General features: G+C 42.9%; 15 protein-coding genes, 1 tRNA gene and 3 pseudogenes. 7 read left to right on the top strand and 12 right to left on the bottom strand.

What is annotated here, in order from left to right; all coding sequences use genetic code 11:
• From JCM16496_RS23110 to JCM16496_RS18885, 7 genes and pseudogenes are all read left to right on the top strand, one after another.
• On the top strand, nucleotides 1–253 hold a 253-nt coding region (locus JCM16496_RS23110), incomplete at its 5' end, for a hypothetical protein (protein WP_209441641.1).
• A 573-nt stretch (nucleotides 254–826) separates the two neighbouring features.
• On the top strand, nucleotides 827–2,596 hold the full coding sequence (sppA, locus tag JCM16496_RS18915; protein WP_025836155.1) for a signal peptide peptidase SppA: 1,770 nt from the start codon (nucleotides 827–829) through the stop codon (nucleotides 2,594–2,596).
• On the top strand, nucleotides 2,597–3,727 hold the full coding sequence (lpxK, locus tag JCM16496_RS18910) for a tetraacyldisaccharide 4'-kinase (protein WP_025836153.1): 1,131 nt from the start codon (nucleotides 2,597–2,599) through the stop codon (nucleotides 3,725–3,727).
• On the top strand, nucleotides 3,666–4,475 hold the full coding sequence (locus JCM16496_RS18905; RefSeq protein WP_025836151.1) for a purine-nucleoside phosphorylase: 810 nt from the start codon (nucleotides 3,666–3,668) through the stop codon (nucleotides 4,473–4,475). Before lpxK ends, JCM16496_RS18905 begins: the two co-directional genes overlap by 62 nt.
• A gap of 6 nt (nucleotides 4,476–4,481) precedes the next feature.
• Nucleotides 4,482–5,531 (top strand): thiamine-phosphate kinase, encoded by a 1,050-nt coding sequence (gene thiL, locus JCM16496_RS18900; protein ID WP_025836150.1) that lies wholly within the window; start codon nucleotides 4,482–4,484, stop codon nucleotides 5,529–5,531.
• A gap of 143 nt (nucleotides 5,532–5,674) precedes the next feature.
• Nucleotides 5,675–5,747 (top strand) — tRNA-Phe (locus JCM16496_RS18895).
• A 458-nt stretch (nucleotides 5,748–6,205) separates the two neighbouring features.
• Nucleotides 6,206–7,279 (top strand): annotated as a pseudogene (locus JCM16496_RS18885) (site-specific integrase); the annotation flags it as partial.
• Nucleotides 7,280–7,508: 229 nt separating this feature from the next.
• Here the strand turns inward: JCM16496_RS18885 and JCM16496_RS18880 are convergent.
• From JCM16496_RS18880 to JCM16496_RS18830, 12 genes and pseudogenes are all read right to left on the bottom strand, one after another.
• Nucleotides 7,509–8,531 (bottom strand): hypothetical protein, encoded by a 1,023-nt coding sequence (locus JCM16496_RS18880; RefSeq protein ID WP_025836147.1) that lies wholly within the window; start codon nucleotides 8,529–8,531, stop codon nucleotides 7,509–7,511.
• A 121-nt stretch (nucleotides 8,532–8,652) separates the two neighbouring features.
• Nucleotides 8,653–9,974 (bottom strand): annotated as a pseudogene (locus tag JCM16496_RS18875) (sigma-54-dependent transcriptional regulator).
• Nucleotides 9,967–12,294, bottom strand: a complete 2,328-nt coding sequence (locus JCM16496_RS18870; protein WP_128809733.1) for a hybrid sensor histidine kinase/response regulator — start codon at nucleotides 12,292–12,294, stop codon at nucleotides 9,967–9,969. The pseudogene JCM16496_RS18875 and the gene JCM16496_RS18870 overlap by 8 nt, the downstream one beginning before the upstream one ends.
• A gap of 90 nt (nucleotides 12,295–12,384) precedes the next feature.
• On the bottom strand, nucleotides 12,385–12,471 hold the full coding sequence (locus JCM16496_RS24330; protein WP_244440493.1) for a DUF2867 domain-containing protein: 87 nt from the start codon (nucleotides 12,469–12,471) through the stop codon (nucleotides 12,385–12,387).
• Nucleotides 12,447–12,797 carry a DUF2867 domain-containing protein gene (locus JCM16496_RS18865; RefSeq protein WP_244440492.1) on the bottom strand — a complete coding sequence of 117 codons (351 nt, stop codon included), beginning with the start codon at nucleotides 12,795–12,797 and terminating at the stop codon, nucleotides 12,447–12,449. Before JCM16496_RS18865 ends, JCM16496_RS24330 begins: the two co-directional genes overlap by 25 nt.
• Nucleotides 12,798–12,813: 16 nt before the next feature.
• Nucleotides 12,814–13,713: a DUF4377 domain-containing protein gene (locus JCM16496_RS18860; RefSeq protein WP_025836144.1), complete on the bottom strand. Its 900-nt coding sequence runs from the start codon at nucleotides 13,711–13,713 to the stop codon at nucleotides 12,814–12,816.
• 53 nt (nucleotides 13,714–13,766) lie between these two features.
• Nucleotides 13,767–14,198 (bottom strand): GNAT family N-acetyltransferase, encoded by a 432-nt coding sequence (locus JCM16496_RS18855; RefSeq protein WP_025836143.1) that lies wholly within the window; start codon nucleotides 14,196–14,198, stop codon nucleotides 13,767–13,769.
• A gap of 5 nt (nucleotides 14,199–14,203) precedes the next feature.
• A pseudogene (locus JCM16496_RS18850) lies at nucleotides 14,204–14,718 on the bottom strand (GNAT family N-acetyltransferase).
• A gap of 82 nt (nucleotides 14,719–14,800) precedes the next feature.
• Entirely contained in the window at nucleotides 14,801–15,094 is a 294-nt protein-coding gene (locus JCM16496_RS18845; protein WP_025836142.1) for a hypothetical protein, read from the bottom strand.
• A 14-nt stretch (nucleotides 15,095–15,108) separates the two neighbouring features.
• The gene (locus JCM16496_RS18840; RefSeq protein ID WP_128809732.1) at nucleotides 15,109–15,471 is read right to left on the bottom strand and encodes a SecDF P1 head subdomain-containing protein; all 363 of its coding nucleotides are present in this window, start codon (nucleotides 15,469–15,471) and stop codon (nucleotides 15,109–15,111) included.
• 91 nt (nucleotides 15,472–15,562) lie between these two features.
• Nucleotides 15,563–15,979, bottom strand: a complete 417-nt coding sequence (locus tag JCM16496_RS18835; protein ID WP_025836139.1) for a hypothetical protein — start codon at nucleotides 15,977–15,979, stop codon at nucleotides 15,563–15,565.
• Nucleotides 15,980–16,021: 42 nt separating this feature from the next.
• Nucleotides 16,022–16,804: outer membrane beta-barrel protein (locus JCM16496_RS18830; protein ID WP_209441639.1), on the bottom strand; the 783-nt coding region annotated here is incomplete at its 5' end.

Raw genomic sequence — 16,804 nt, 5'->3', positions numbered from 1 at the left:
GGGAATCTTGGAATTATTTAGCTTTCACGGCTCTGTTGCCAAAGAAAATTTCAAGAAAACAAAAAGTTTAAATCACTTCAGATATATGTTCTTCCTCCTCTCTTCTCCTTGTCTTCTCCTTGTCTTCTCCGTGTCTATACGGAGAGGGGTTATAGGGAGCAGACAGGGAGCAGGTAGGGAGCAGACAGGGAGCAGATGGCATGTCAGGAACGAACCTCTTGTTTCAGAAAGATGTGCTGATGACGCAGATTGAAATATGAAAAATCCGCGTCATCAGCGTCAAAGCGATAGTCGATTTCAGTCCTCGGACAGCCTGGGGAAGACAAAGACAATGGAAACCGGGGGTAGTATAAAAGGAACGGGATTCTTTTTCCATATTACAGCTTCGTTTACAATAGATGGTAAGGGCGTTTACAATAGATGGTAAAGGCGTTTACCTTATTAGGTAAAGGGATTTACACTATTAGGTAACGGGATTTACATCCTTAGGTAACGAGCTTTACATCCTTAGGTAACGAGCTTTACACTATTAGGTAAAGGCGTTTACCGAATAGAGTAACGACTTTGTAAATGTAAGGCGCTGGTAATGGGAGTGAACGACTCTTTTTGATGTTGTATTGAGCCATTTGACGACATGGAAGGTTTAAATCACTTCATCCATAAAAAGCGATACGAAACACCTCGGAGATACAAAGAAAAGAGAATGAAATCTCCCACGATACTGTGACAAACCGAAAAACTCAGCGACAGATAGAGTAAATATCAGTCGAATTATTTATCTTTGTTAGCTCTTATAAAGTTAGCATATTAAAAACAAGAAAGTACAATGAAAGATTTTCTAAAATTTACGTTTGCCACTATCACCGGTATTATCGTAGCTAGTGTTTTATTAATTCTCATCAGCATTCTGATGATTTTCGGTATGGCATCTACTTCCGGCACGGAAACTCTGGTACAAAAGAACTCCATCATGATGTTAGACCTGAACGGTATGCTGTCCGAACGCAGCCAAGAAACTCCATTCGATTTCCTTATGGGAGATGATTACAAGACTTATGGTCTGGATGACATACTCTCGTCCATCAAGAAAGCTAAAGAGAATGACAATATCAAAGGCCTCTATATAGAAGCCACTTCACTGAATGCCGGATTTGCTTCACGCGAAGAAATACGCAATGCGCTGAAAGACTTCAAGGAATCGGGCAAGTTTATCGTGGCCTACAGTGACAACTATACACAAGACCTTTACTACTTGTCGAGCGTTGCAGACAAGGTACTGCTGAATCCACAAGGCATGATTGAGTGGAGAGGTCTGGCTGCTACCCCCATGTTCTTCAAGGATTTGCTGGCAAAGATTGGAGTTGAGATGCAGATATTCAAAGTAGGCACCTACAAATCGGCCGTAGAGCCTTTCATCTCTACCGAAATGAGTTCTGCCAACCGCGAACAAATAGATGCCTACCTGACCTCCATCTGGGGACAAGTGACCAATGATGTCGCAGAATCACGCAAAATGTCCGTAGACTCACTGAATGTAATTGCCGACCGCATGCTGATGTTCTATCCTGCAGAAGAGAGTGTGAAATGCGGACTGGCCGACACCTTAATATATAAGAATGATGTACGAAACTATCTGAAAACGATGATGGGCATCGACAAGGATGACCGCATGCCCGTACTTGGTTTGCAGGACATGATAAACGTGAAAAAGAACGTTCCTAAAGATAAAAGCGGAAACATCATTGCCGTATATTATGCCTATGGAGAGATTTACAACAGTTCACCATCGGACATCAACGAACAGAGCATAAATGCAGAAGAAGTGATTAAAGACTTGCGGCGATTGAAAGATGACGAAGACGTAAAAGCCGTAGTGTTGCGCGTGAACTCACCGGGTGGAAGCGCTTACGGTTCAGAACAGATATGGTATGCCGTCAGCGAATTGAAGAAAGAGAAACCGGTCATTGTTTCCATGGGTGACTATGCAGCTTCGGGTGGCTACTATATTTCCTGCAACGCAGACTCCATTGTGGCCGAGCCTACCACACTGACGGGTTCTATCGGTATCTTCGGCATGTTCCCTAACGCAAAGGGGCTGACAGATAAAATCGGTATAAACTTCGATGTAGTGAAAACCAATAAATACGCAGACTTCGGCATGCTGACACGCCCGATGAATGACGGCGAAAAGGGACTGATGCAAATGTATGTGAACAACGGATACGACCTCTTCCTCACCCGCTGCTCCGATGGCCGAGGCATCAGCAAGGAAGACCTGGACAAAATTGCCCAAGGCCGTGTGTGGACCGGAAGCAAGGCCAAGGAGTTAGGACTGGTCGACGAATTGGGTGGTTTGGACAAAGCTTTAGACATTGCCATTGCAAAGGCCGGAGTAGATGCCTATACCGTGATGAGCTATCCGAAAAAGGAAAGTTTCTTTGAAATCCTGATAAAGACAACACCGGATAATTACATCAAGGCACGCATGCTGAAAGGCACAATGGGCGAGATATACCAGCAATTCAGCATCCTGGAGAATTTTGACAAATGTGACCGTATACAAGCACGTGTACCCTTTGAACTGAATATTCAATAAATGGAGGAAAACTTTATCAAGATATATCATTGGCTATATCCCCTATCATGGCTTTATGGGATAGGGGTATGCTTGCGAAATAAACTCTTTGACTGGGGCTGGCTCCGGTCAAAGAGTTTTGACGTTCCTGTAATATGCGTGGGCAACCTTGCTGTGGGCGGAACCGGCAAGACGCCGCATACCGAATATCTGATAAAGCTATTACAAAAAAACGGAGTGAATGCAGCCACCCTCAGTCGGGGTTACAAGCGTAAAAGCCGAGGCTATGTACTGGCCGATGACAAGAGCAATGTACGGCAAATAGGTGACGAGCCGTATCAAATTAAAAATAAATTCCCCAATGCACGGGTAGCGGTAGACGAAAACCGTTGCCACGGCATTGAGCAACTGCTGAAATTGGAAAATCCCACCGTAGAAGCCATCATTCTGGACGATGCCTTCCAACATCGCCATGTAAAAGCCGGACTGAACATTCTGCTAACCGATTTTCACCGGTTACTGTGCGACGACACCTTGCTTCCTGCCGGAAGACTCCGCGAACCTTCAAGCGGTAAAAACCGGGCACAGATGGTCATCGTCACCAAATGTCCGGATGACATCAAGCCGATAGACTTCAACATCATAGCCAAACGGCTACACCTCTATCCATACCAACAACTGTATTTCTCCAGATTCCGCTATGGAATGTTGACACCGCTATTTCCCGAGAAAACGAACAGTCGGAAAGTGCTCTCCTCCTTCACCGGAGACGAGCAAGTGCTGCTGGTGACAGGCATCGCCTCCCCCGCCCCCTTGCAGAAGGAAGTGGAATCTTACACGCCGCACGTCAAATTGCTGGCATTTGATGACCACCATGAATTTACTCCCAAGGATTTATTGCAAATAAAGGAACAATTCCTGCATCTGGAAGAGTGGAAAAGACTGATAATCACCACAGAGAAAGATGCGGCAAGGCTAAAACTCCATCCCGCACTGGACGAAACACTGAAGCCGTACATCTACGTGCTGCCGATAGAAATAGAAATCTTACAAAATCAACAATATATATTTAACCAAAACATTATTGGCTATGTTAGAGCGCATTCAAGAAACAGCAGCCTTTCTGAAGGGAAAGATGCACACCCAGCCTGAGACAGCAATCATCCTCGGTACCGGACTCGGCAGTCTTGCCGGTGAAATCACTGAAAAGTATGAGATAAGGTACGAAGAAATCCCCAACTTCCCCGTCTCTACCGTAGAGGGACACAGCGGAAAACTTATCTTCGGCAAACTGGGCAATAAAGACATCATGGCGATGCAGGGACGTTTCCATTTTTACGAGGGCTATTCCATGAAGGAAGTAACTTTCCCGGTACGTGTAATGCGCGAACTGGGTATCAAGACCTTGTTCGTCTCCAATGCCAGTGGTGGCACAAATCCTGATTTTGCAATCGGCGACCTGATGATTATCACCGACCATATAAACTATTTCCCCGAACATCCGTTGCGTGGCAAAAACATACCTTACGGCCCTCGCTTCCCGGACATGAGCGAAGCTTATGACAAAGAGCTGATTCGTAAGGCCGACGCCATTGCGGCAGAAAAGGGCATCAAGGTTCAGCACGGTGTCTATATCGGTACGCAAGGTCCCACATTCGAAACACCTGCGGAATACAAGATGTTCCATATTCTGGGTGCCGATGCAGTGGGCATGTCCACCGTGCCGGAAGTCATCGTGGCAAATCATTGCGGAATCAAAGTGTTCGGCGTATCTGTCATTACAGACTTGGGGGTAGAAGGTAAAATCGTAGAAGTTTCTCACGAAGAAGTGCAGAAAGCTGCGGACGAGGCGCAACCGAGAATGACAGAGATTATGCGTGAATTGATTAATAGAGCATAAGAAAGCATGAGAACAGAAATAGCTACCCTCGGTGAATTCGGCCTCATCCGCCACCTCACCGAAGGCATTGAACTAAAGAACGAGTCGAGCCGATATGGTGTCGGAGATGATGCCGCCGTCCTCTCCTACCCGGCCGAAAAGGAAGTGCTCGTTACCACCGACTTGCTGATGGAAGGTGTCCATTTCGACCTTGTATATGTACCGCTCAAGCATTTGGGGTATAAATCGGCCGTAGTCAATTTCTCCGATATCTATGCCATGAACGGCACACCGAAGCAGATTACCGTTTCCTTGGGCATATCCAAGCGTTTCAGTATAGAAGACATGGAGGAACTCTATGCCGGCATCCGTCTGGCTTGCGAAGAATATGATGTTGACATCGTGGGAGGAGACACCTCCGCTTCCTATACCGGGCTTACCATCAGCATCACCTGCATAGGCGAGGGTGAGAAAGGAAAAGTGGTCTACCGCCATGGTGCCCGCGAAACCGACCTGATTTGCGTCAGCGGCGACTTGGGTGCCGCCTACATGGGATTACAGCTTTTGGAACGCGAAAAAGCGGTGCTCAAAGGAGGTGACAAAGACTTGCAACCGGACTTCTCGGGGAAGGAGTATCTTCTGGAACGTCAATTGAAGCCCGAAGCACGCCGTGACATCATCCAGAAACTGGCAGAAGAGGGTATACAACCCACCTCCATGATGGATATATCGGACGGCCTTTCTTCGGAATTACTGCATATCTGTACCCAAAGCAAAGTGGGTTGCCGCGTTTACGAAGAACATATTCCTATCGACTATCAGACGGCTGTAATGGCAGAAGAATTCAATATGAACCTGAGCACTTGTGCACTGAACGGAGGCGAGGATTATGAGTTATTGTTCACCGTCCCCATTGCCGACCATGAAAAGGTTGCCGAAATGGAAGGCGTCAAGCTGATTGGCCATATCACCAAACCGGAATTAGGCTGCGCCCTAATTACCCGTGACGGCCAAGAGTTTGAACTCAAAGCACAAGGATGGAATCCTTTGAAGGAAGAAGAAGCGGAAAAAGCATAACCATAAAACTTTTTCAGTATTTTTTCTCAAATCATAAACGCTGATAATTAGCCATATAGCCAATCATCAGCGTTTTTTATTATGAAAGCTATTGCATAGTCCAAAAGTTTCACTACCTTTGCAACCGCAAAAGAGATAAACATGGTGCCATAGCTCAGTTGGTAGAGCAAAGGACTGAAAATCCTTGTGTCCCCGGTTCGATTCCTGGTGGCACCACTTGAAAAGATTCTTCAATCTTGAAATTCCCTGAAATTCAGCAATTTCAGGGGATTTTTTTATTCCCTCTATACATAAAAACTTGCAGATTTAGGAAATCCAAGATTTCCCATTCGGTGGTTTTTCAGAACCCCTTCAAAAAAACCACCATTTGCACAATACTTCACTTATTTTCAATCATTTACAAAGACATCTTTCAGGTGCAAAAGAGTACTTTTGCAGACCTGCTTGAATGTGGTGGAAAAGAGATTGGACGAAAAGAAAAAAAGACCGTTATACCCCGGATACGCAAGTTCCCTTTGAAGTCCCGGCTTCTATCGCCTGCCAACTTCGGTGGTTTTTCCCGAAAATTTCGGTGGCTTTTTTATATTGTATGCATAAAAGCCACCGAAAAAATATCTCCCGCCCCTTTCCGGTTGACAAAGTAAAATATGTTCAACAACTAAAAGGAAACGAGTATGAAACAAGGAACAATGAACATTCTGTTCTTCATTCTGAAGACGAAACTTCTGAAAAACGGTGAGGCGCCCATCCTCATGCGCATAACCATTGACGGACATTATGAGGAAATCAGAATACAGCGGAGCGTTCCGCCCAAGCTGTGGGACTCCGCCAAAGAATGCAGCAAAGGAAAGGACAGGTCCGCCAAGGAGCTGAACACCTACATCGCCGAACTCAGCGCACTGGCCCTGCAAAAGCACAAGGAACTGAAGTTTGAGTTTGCACTGATTACCCCCAGACTGCTCTTGAAAAGAGTATTCGGAAAAGATACGGAAATGCGTACCCTCCTCGGTACAATGGGTGAAGAAATCGAAAAAATGAAAAAGGCCGTAAACATAGACTATGCCCCTGTAACCATCAACCGTTACATCAATGTGATGAACAAGCTGAAAAAAGCCATTCCCGACTTTTACAAGAAAGAGGACATTACGTTTTTTGAGCTGAATTCCGATTTTATTTCCGCATTCGACCTGTACCTGAAAACGGAAGCCGGTCTCTGCCGGAACACGATTGTCCGTTACATGAAATGTTTCAAACGGATTACGAACATGGCACTGGCCAAGGAATGGATGCGCAAGGACCCGTTCTACGGCTACAAGATGGCACAGGACGAAACAGACCCCGTATTCCTGACCTATCCGGAACTGAAAAGCGTCATGGAGAAAGAATTCACCATCCCCCGCCTGGCACTGGTGCGCGACATTTTTGTCTTCGCATCCTTCACCGGGCTGGCCTTTGCCGATGTATCCACACTTACAAAAGACAACCTTGTGCAGGACAACAACGGAGAATGGTGGATCAGAAAGGGGCGTGTAAAGCTGGAGCGCAGACACCGGGCATCCTCCGTCAGCAATATCCCCCTGCTGCCGGTTCCGCTGGCCATTCTAAAAAAATACGAAGACCATCCCGTATGCCGGAAGAGAAACCTCTGCCTGCCGATCATCTGCAACCAACGGATGAACAGTTACCTGAAAGAAATCGCCGACCTGTGCAATATTAAAAAGAATTTGACAACACACACAGCTAGACATTGTGCATTTTCTTTCTCGCTAAAATTCAACAGCTTACAAAACATCTCAACTTAATGGGTAACGATTTAGAAACCAGCGAAATTCTGTATCTCACCTCATTTTGCACTAATTCAAAAGAACGCTTTCTGTTTACAAAGGTACTAATTATTATCCAGTTTTTCAATATCGCTATACCCATAAATTTTAAACATTGCATAAAAAGTATTTTTACGAGTAAGATGCTGTATATTTACAAATTATCAAGTTGACAATGACTGTTTTTAGCTTTTTCAAGTTCGTTGCTCCATTTCATAATTAGAGCTTGTTTGGTAAAAGGCGGCAATTTGTTAAAATCGACTAATTTATCACCTATATAGTTTAATGCCAATTTTATAAATATGGGTTTACTTACTGGTAATTTACCCTCTCTTCCAGCATAAAAAATATCTACTTGGTCAATTAATTGCAATTTATCTTCTGTTAGATTAATAAAATTTCCATCTGTCATTACTTGCAAAAAACGGTTGAAAATTGGATCAAAAACAGCATTCCCTAATTTTTCCATCATTTCTTCTTTAGCGAAATCTTTATTGCAAAAATTGATGGAATTGTTTAGGTACGGTGTAATCATTCCTTCAAAATGTTCTGAGTAATATGGTTTTGGCTTGGGATAGCTGTGTCGTTGAATAAAAATACATAAGTCTAAGCTTTCATTTAATGATGTAATTATATCCGAATATGATTGTGAATTTGTAAACCGATTTAGTGGAATGTTTTTGTTTCGAATATAACATATGACTAGATAAGAACCTCTTTTTTCAAACAAATCATCATTTTCACAAATATAAGCTACTTCTTTTGACTTTAAGATTGGAGTTTCAGATGATTTATTGTAGATTTCCATTCGACGGATAGCAATATTGAATATTGGTTGAAAATCATCTATATTATCTGTTGAAGTCCATCGTTCTCCTTTTCCATAGGGATTCGAATATTCTACATTTCCTCCGTCTTTTATTTTATGTAAAAAACTTCCATCTTTATGATACGACATTTCTATTTGGTTGACAAATCTTGATTTGTCTATCTCACTTTCAGTCAGATATCCTTTTTCATTATCTTGGTCGTTATTGGTTATAATTGCCAAACCGTTGTAATAATCAGTTATTTTCAAATCTACGATTCCATTTGTACCCATTTGGATGATATTGAATAATCCATAATATCGACTATTCATTTTGAAGTATACTTTGATTTTCTCTCCTCTATTCATAGTGTCAAATCTTTTAATTTTCAATACAAAATTAGCTATAAAACAATGAAATACGGACAATAACACAGTATTTTTGATTGAAATAACCTTTTGCAGATAGTCAAATTCAATAAATTATTGACTATAATTGCTTGAATTTATATTTCAATCCATATTCTTCCAGTTTACTGTACAGCGTTGTACGTCCTATCCCGAGCAGCTTGGCGGCAACCTTGCGGTTTCCGTTCGCCTGCTTCAACGCACGCAGAATCCGCTCCTTGTCTTCAGCGTCGTTGCGCAGGGCGAAGCTGACGGGCGAGGTCTGTTTCGTTACGGCAAGTTCCAGATGCTCTTTTGTGACAAGCCCGGTCTGCGCCTGCAACACCGCACCCATGATTTTCTGCCGAAGCTCACGGACATTGCCCGGCCAAACATGGGTCAGCAATGTTTTACGGGCTTCCCCGTCAAATCCGATAACGTCGCATTCCAGTTCTTTGTTCGCAATCTCACGGAAAAATTCCGCCAGTGGCATGATGTCCTCCTGACAGTCGCGCAGTGGTGGAACTATTATCTCGAAGTCATGCAGACGATATAACAGGTCTTGCCGGAATCGCTTTTCGTTCACAGTCGCCTCCAGATCTTCGTTGGTGGCGGCGATGATGCGGACATTGAAACTTTTATCCGTCTTATCACCTATCGGGCGGTATCTCCGTTCCTGTATGGCTCGGAGTAACATCTGTTGGGTTTCCGGTGCGAGGTTGCCAACCTCATCCAAGAACAGCGTACCGCCTTCCGCCTCGTAAAAATAGCCTTTCTTGTTGTTGTCCGCACCTGTGAACGCTCCTTTGACGTGTCCGAAGAAAGCCGATGGCGCAAGTTCTTTGGTGAGTGAACCGCAGTCCACCGCGACGAACGGTTTTCCTGCCCGTTTGCTTTTGTCGTGCAGTTGGTGTGCCATATGCTCCTTGCCCGTACCGTTCTCCCCGAATATCAGCACGCTCATGTCAGTGGGAGCCACCAGCCTTATTCGTTTCATGATGACTTGAAATGCCGAGCCGTCACGAGAGAACACTGGCATACGGTTTCTTCCGATACTCCGTTCTTTTAATATGGTACGGAGCAAAGGGACGAGTTTATCCTCTACAAGTTGCTTGGGTATGTAGTCCAGTGAGCCGAGTTTCATACTTCGACTGCCGTATGCACCTCGGCATAGTCAGTCATGATGATGAAAGGCTGCATCATACCTTCCTTGCGCATCCAGCGCAACAAGTCGATACCGTCGCCTTCAGGCAGCCGCAGGTCTGAAACTATGATGTCGTTTTCTGTCGCTTGTTGCAGAAGTTTCTTTGCTGTCGAGAGGTGGAATGTTTGCACGGTACGGAATCCCTCCTGTGCCAACAAATTGCAGACAAACTCGCAATATACGATATTGTCCTCCACCACGATGATTTTTGTTTTATCCATTATTATATTTTCTCCTTTCCTCTTTTGCCAATCGGATAATCTCCGCGCCCATATCCAGTACGGCAGACACTGCATCGGTCAGTTCTTCATGCTCTGGAGCGGCACTCCCATGAAGCAGTTTATAAAGTTCCCTTAATGGCTGGTCGGCACGGAGTATCTCCCACGAGCTGCGCAAGTGGTGTGTCATGGCATCCAGTTCCTGAAGGGCGTGCCGCCGTTCTGCATCCCTGACCGACTGCATTTCCTTTTCGGTTTCCGCTATCAGTTTCTCCAGCATGACGGCTTCATTGCCGTATGACAGCAGGGAGGTGAAATCCGGCTTTTCATTCCTGTTGCCTTTCATGGTGCACTTGTCTGAAACCTCCATCAGCTCCGATATGGAAAACGGCTTGAACAAGCATCCAGCGAATCCCCGTTCTATAAGTTCCTCCTTGCTGCAACTGCCCGAAGCGGTTGTCACGACTACCGGGATAGTCTTTGAATTGCCCACATTGGAGGTGCGTAGCAGTTCCAACAACTCGAAGCCATTAATCTCTGGCATATTCAAATCCGTAAGCAACAGACTGTATTCTTTCCGGCGTATCATTTCCATCAGCTCCGCAGCACTATTGCAGGTGTCGCAGTGTATCCCTTCCTGCGCATACATCTCTTTAAGCATCAGTAGCAACACTTCGTCATTGTCGATAGCAATTACCTCATGATACGCCTCATTATGGCGGACATATCTTTGACGGGATTGTACTGTCTGTTCATCAACTATCGGCATAGGTATTTCCACCGTGAAGCGGCTGCCTTTGCCTTTTTCGCTCTCCAGCCGGATTGTGCCGCCAAGCATCGCCACGATGCGCTGCACGATGGATAATCCTAATCCGAAGCCGTCCTTTGCGGCGGCATTAGACAGACGTTCAAAAGCACCGAATACCCGTTGTTGTTCCTCATCGGTCATACCTGTTCCCGTATCTTCAACAATGAGTTTCAGTGTACCGTTATCATAATTCGTTATCAGGGATATACTGCCGTTATCAGTGAATTTCATGGCATTAGACAACAGGTTGTTCCCGATTTGAATTATTCGCTCTTTGTCAGTTAGCACAACGGAATCACATACGTTCTTCACTGTCAGCGATAGTCCTTTGTTCATGACTATTGGTATGAACTCCGTTTCAAGTGTGTGCGTGATTGCTGAAATTCGGCAAGGTGAAAGACGTGGTTGTTCTTTGCCATTGTCTAAACGGAAGAAGCCCAACAGGGTATTGAGCATATCCCGCATACGGTCTGAGGATTGCTGTATGCTTTGAAGAAAATGCACATTGTTTCCATTGCTGCATTCCTTCCATAACAATTCGGTATAGCCGATTATTGTCGTCAATGGTGTACGCAACTCATGGGTAATAGTATGTACCGCTTTCTTTCGGGAGGCTATGAGTGCCTCATTTTGCTCGATTGATAGCTTCAGTTGCTCGATTAGATCTGTCGTTTTTCGTTTGTACCGCTTGATACGTTTGGCATCCCTGTGTATGATTATATAGGAGATAATCAAAAGTAATAGAACGAAGCCAGTCTGACCTTCAATCTGTATAAACGACTGCTCACGCATGGTAGCGATCTCTGTGTTTCGCTTTTGCAAGTCAGCTTGTACTTTTTCATCCATTTGGCGAATTAGTTCTTGCAGTTGTCGGTTAAGTTCCACATTCCTTGCAGCAAGACTGTCGGCGTGTTCCGATAGATGGTGGCTTTGCGCCTGTTGCTCGGCTATCATATCCCGGTTGAGGGAATGGAGCATCGTGGTGGTTACGGTTGGTTTTGGTCTTTCCTTCTTGCCGAATATGCCAAGAAACCCTTTTCGCTTTGGCTTTTGTGGCTGCTCCTGTACGCTTTTCTGCACGATTACAGGTATCTGACGGGCTATCTTCTCGTTGAGAGCCTGCTGTTCGTCAAGCACCTGGACAATCCGGTGCATTTGCTGCTCCTTATCTTCAAGAAGCTGGCGCACGCTGTCGATGCGCTCTACCGGATAAATCGTTTTGAAACGGCACAGCATACTGTCCATCGCCATACGTTGAATATGGTAACATTCTAAATCTTCATCATCCCATTCCAATACGCTTTCGCCTAAAAGAGACAACTTTATCAGCTGGATATGGATAATGTTTATTTCCTTACGGAAACTCTCTATCTGCCGGTTCATAGTTTCTAGTCTCTCCATGTCCCGCCACTCGCTGAACCAAGTGTAAACGATACCGCTCACCAACAAAGCTATCAGCAGGTAACCCAGAGCCGTCAGTGTACGGATATTTTTTATTTCAATAACCTGTTTCATGAGACATCATAAGACCGCTATGTTTTTAGTTGAACTCATATCATCAATAGATAAAATTGGCGATGTGGCAAAGGACAAGGATAGGCATTATTATAAATTTCTCCTGACCCGTTTTAACAGTATCTTGCAGATTAACCTATGAAATGGTTTTATTATTGCAAAATAGAATTTTCCCATACGGTTATTGTATCTGTACAAACCGATAGATATAGGCTGTCATTCATGCGCTTTTCGGTCATAAATGCAATAACAAAATCAAGGTGTTTGTCGTTTTTGCTTATTGTCGCAAGGCTATCGGATTCGACAATGACAAGATCCGATAAATTCTTCTCTCCTTTCAGACCAAAAGGTTTCACTATGGCATTACGAAACTTCATCAAGGCAGTAATCCACTGCGGTGCGCAGAAGAATCTATCAGTCAATTCTTCTGCACTTATCAGCCGTGTGGTATGGACTATCTCACTGTAATTATCAGTATAATCAAAATGCTTGTTTAGTTCCATAGTGTGTAAAAAGACTTTACTGTTGCAAATTCTTCACCATATAGCGAATCACAACAGCTTTGACATTAGCTTCCGGGTATTTGTTTTGGTAATATGCCGTAAGGTCTTTATATAGCCATATCTCAACATTCTGCGGTGCAGGTGTTCGATTCTGAGCATATATAAACACATCATATTGCATTACAGAGTCTTCTATATCATCGCCTTTAACAAAATAAAACTCTCCATATCCGGAAACTTTACTTTCCGGCAGAAGGAGCTTATATGATTCAGGGAACTCTGTTGGTTCCTTGCCCCTGCTAATCAAAAAGCCTTGATTAACAATGTGCATATCGACATCCAATAAGAACCATTTACGTGTTCCTGTAAAAGTAATATAACAACGCAAGCCTCCGAATTTATAGGTTGCATCGGTTTTAAGGTCATTTTCAATCTCATCTTTTTGGTCGGCTTCAATGGCATAAGCAAATTCAGAATTAATATACGGACAACGTTGCTCAAAATACCAGTCCGGGATGAAATGAGGAGGTAAATTTTCAGAGACCTTGCGTTCTTTCCATATGACTTCCAATAGTTCGTATTCAGTCCATGCCGGATCGCCCATGTTATAATCCAGATAGCTCGTTTCACTGATGCGTATTTGGTACTCATATCCTTCTTCATATTCAAACTTACCGATGCTTCCATGAGCCTCCCAATCGGTGGACTGCTCGTTTTTTACAGCATATACATCTGCAAGTACATTGCTGCCACTCGATGTTAAAACACCGGGGAGTTTTACAGAAGCTACCGTAAGCGTGTGTTCCTTATAACTGGTTATCTTCCTACCTTCTTCATCATCGTCATTACACGCAGTCAGCCCTGCCATAGTAAGAATAGCTACCAATAGTATTGTGAAATAATTATGTTTCTTCATTTTATTGTTTCTTTATAGTAAATTCCACCTTTTGAAGACCTTTTTGGCAATAATTATATATTTCTCTCCATAGGGATACTTACAATCCCCTTATTAAGCTCTTTTTTACCCACTTTTTTGAAACCTAAAGATGCATAGAAAGTTTCTGCATAGGTTGAAGAATGAACTGTTATATAAGTAAAATTACATTCACTCATTACATAGTCAAATAGCGATTTTCCTATTCCTTGCCGATGATAGTGCGGCAAGACAAAGAAGAGGGATATATGTTGTTTTTCCCGATGTACACCGATTATTCCTATCAATAAATGCTTGTTAAAAGCTCCATATATGTCAAGTGCATTCATCAACGATGTGTCATACACGAAACTTTTAAAGGTTTCGATACCTTCTTGGGTGAAATCATTCCTGCCACATTCCATACATACTTGATAGGACAAATCGGCAGCATTGTTATATTCATCTTGTGTTAATTTGCGTATCATAATATTCATATCCTAAAATCAGCTTTTAGCAATTCATAACAGTGGCAATCTAAAAAATTCCCATTCTTGAAATAGGCATTACGATGTATGCCACATTTGCGAAATCCTATTTTCTCTAATACTCTCATTGATGGCATATTACCAGCATAAACATTTGCATAAACACGTATCACATCTGTATGGGAAAAATAGCTACGAATAGCAAGTACTAACATTTGAGTCATAATCCCTTTACCCCAATAAGGTTCGGCAAGCCAATACCCTAATTCAGCATTGTAGCGTTCCACGTCAATGCCACGAGAAAAACTTATGTTGCCGACAGCTCCTGATTTACTTCGATGCAATAATTATTTTGTTCGCTTTGATTTAAAACGAATCGGATAAATTGTTGCGCATCGCTCTCAGAGTAAGGATATGGCAGACTATCACGGCAATTATCCCATATCTTTTTATTATTAAGATATTTAGCCAAAGTGGAAAAATCATCTTTAAGCCAACGTCTTATTTTGCATTTATCCATATCTATTCCTTTTGTTTTATTACTGCAACTTTCACTAACGCCAAAATTCTTCGTGGATTTGCCCGTTTGTCCGATGTGGAACTTACGTTAGTTGGCAGGTAATAAATAAGCAAAGAAAGAGAAGGCCTGCCAATACAATGCAGCCTATGACTAAAAAGGCTCTATTGAGTTTCTTACGCTCCAATTCCTCCTTTTCCAATGTATTCTTTCGAATATCCTCCAATTGTTCCAACGAGAGGTGGGAGGAGTGAGAGGAGGCACTTACTTCGAGCAATCGGCGACGAGTTTCCTTCATCCGCTCACGCCCTATCTTGCGCAGTGCCCTGTTCTCCTTATCTCGCTGGAGCATATCGCTCACACAGCCTAATGTCCCCATTTTATAGTTAATATTTAATGTTCCAACCTTGATGTCTCAATTTCTTTTTGTAGTTTCTTAAAGATACGTTCCAAATCATGTCCGTGCGGGGCATTGATTTGAAAAGTACCGCTTTCTATTCTTGCATTGACCATCGGGGCGGTAATGACCGTATCATTAAATACAAAACCTATCCGTTGCCCAATAGCTTGTTCTGTAGCATCTGCCCATACTTTTTGTTTCTGCTTATTTACCTTTCCCGATATAACCCGGAGACCATAATCATCAGAAACAAGTTCTATCGCAGCAAAGTCCTTGACGGTTACCATCGGACTGTTTGCAAGGCTATCCTTCTGTCCGTCTGTGATAAGATACCAACCGTTTTCCCGATGCAGCATCGAAGCCTGCTTACATGAGACCACAAAGATGAATAAACAGCAGCCTATTACTCTTATTGCGGTTTGTGCATTTCTAAAAGTTTTCATCATATCAATACAGTTTGGTCAATGTCGCCACTGATTTTTCCGGACGATAAGACTGAAGTACAATACTATTCTTGGACTTTTCAATAACTGTCCAATTGCCCACCAAAGCACTACTCTCAAAAGTAATGACTCTACCGTCTATGTAATAGTATAAGTCCCATACTGCAGAAGGGTCACCGCTACCTTCACCATTGATACTTTTTCCCTGAGTCTCAGTGAGAAATTCCACAATCAGATATTCTTCGTGTACGACCTCTTTTCCATCTGCGTCATAATCGCAAACACAAGCATTCCAAGTTGTTTGCAACAGTTCCGAAGCGGTCAATGTTGGATCAGAATCATTGTCATCATCACTGCAACTCGCCAATAGTCCAATACTTAGAAGCAATATCATGCTCCACAATTTAAGTTGATAGTTCATGTTATCCAATTTTTTAGTTTGATATTATACATGGATTTTTAATTATAACCTTCTCTTCGCCTCTGAACCGGAAGTTTTACGCTCATTTGTTCCATTCACTTTCTTGTTCCCAAAATAGTAGTTGAAACGAAGACCAACACCGATAGGTTCCCCTTTAATTAGACTGATACGTTGTATATTATCGGTTTCATACTTATTCCGCCAATGTGTTGTCATCTTTCCGTCATACATATATAGGTTACAAAAACCATATAAGGATAATTGGCACGCCTTGAAACGTTTTTTCAATTGCCCATACAGATAGAGTTTCATTGGAGTTTCGGTATAGAAAGAAACATCTTTAGTATTGTACGACACATTCATATCAAACGAGATTTTATGCTGTTTTGACAAAGTGAAGTTATTATTCAAATCTATCTGAAATACACCATTATGGTACCCTTTGGTATGGGTGTTCTCATATTCAATGTCATTCATGCGCTGCCACAAATAAGAAACCGTTATATCCAAGTTGGCATACTCCTTCAAATAAGAGGTATTTGTATTCAATGCAAGCATGACATACTCAAACCTTCCCGCATTAACAGGAGTGGTCACCTGTATGTTGTCATCTGTAGCAAACGTCAGTTCATAAATCTGATTATTCACACGCTGATAGGTTGCCTGAAAAATGTATCGCTTGAAAAATTGATATTGCAAAGTCTGTCCGTACATGATTTCCGGATTCAATTTTGCATTTCCAGTCGTATAGCTTGTTGCAGATGTATAAACTTTAAACGGATTAAATAAAGAAAATACCGGACGTTCCATTCGATTGGAAAAAAT

The organism is Bacteroides rodentium JCM 16496, from assembly GCF_000614125.1.
Lineage (GTDB): Bacteria > Bacteroidota > Bacteroidia > Bacteroidales > Bacteroidaceae > Bacteroides > Bacteroides rodentium.
The sequence above is the reverse complement of the archived record's forward strand: the minus strand, read 5'-3'. Positions and strand labels throughout refer to the sequence as shown.

Bases quoted from the DNA above. Each gene is read 5' to 3' on its own strand.
- sppA (WP_025836155.1), top strand. From the start codon at position 827: ATGAAAGATTTTCTAAAATTTACGTTTGCCACTATCACCGGTATTATC.
- lpxK (WP_025836153.1), top strand. From the start codon at position 2,597: ATGGAGGAAAACTTTATCAAGATATATCATTGGCTATATCCCCTATCA.
- JCM16496_RS18905 (WP_025836151.1), top strand. From the start codon at position 3,666: ATGTTAGAGCGCATTCAAGAAACAGCAGCCTTTCTGAAGGGAAAGATG.
- thiL (WP_025836150.1), top strand. From the start codon at position 4,482: ATGAGAACAGAAATAGCTACCCTCGGTGAATTCGGCCTCATCCGCCAC.
- JCM16496_RS18880 (WP_025836147.1), bottom strand. From the start codon at position 8,531: ATGAATAGAGGAGAGAAAATCAAAGTATACTTCAAAATGAATAGTCGA.
- JCM16496_RS18870 (WP_128809733.1), bottom strand. From the start codon at position 12,294: ATGAAACAGGTTATTGAAATAAAAAATATCCGTACACTGACGGCTCTG.
- JCM16496_RS24330 (WP_244440493.1), bottom strand. From the start codon at position 12,471: ATGGGAAAATTCTATTTTGCAATAATAAAACCATTTCATAGGTTAATC.
- JCM16496_RS18865 (WP_244440492.1), bottom strand. From the start codon at position 12,797: ATGGAACTAAACAAGCATTTTGATTATACTGATAATTACAGTGAGATA.
- JCM16496_RS18860 (WP_025836144.1), bottom strand. From the start codon at position 13,713: ATGAAGAAACATAATTATTTCACAATACTATTGGTAGCTATTCTTACT.
- JCM16496_RS18855 (WP_025836143.1), bottom strand. From the start codon at position 14,198: ATGATACGCAAATTAACACAAGATGAATATAACAATGCTGCCGATTTG.
- JCM16496_RS18845 (WP_025836142.1), bottom strand. From the start codon at position 15,094: ATGGGGACATTAGGCTGTGTGAGCGATATGCTCCAGCGAGATAAGGAG.
- JCM16496_RS18840 (WP_128809732.1), bottom strand. From the start codon at position 15,471: ATGCTGCATCGGGAAAACGGTTGGTATCTTATCACAGACGGACAGAAG.
- JCM16496_RS18835 (WP_025836139.1), bottom strand. From the start codon at position 15,979: ATGAACTATCAACTTAAATTGTGGAGCATGATATTGCTTCTAAGTATT.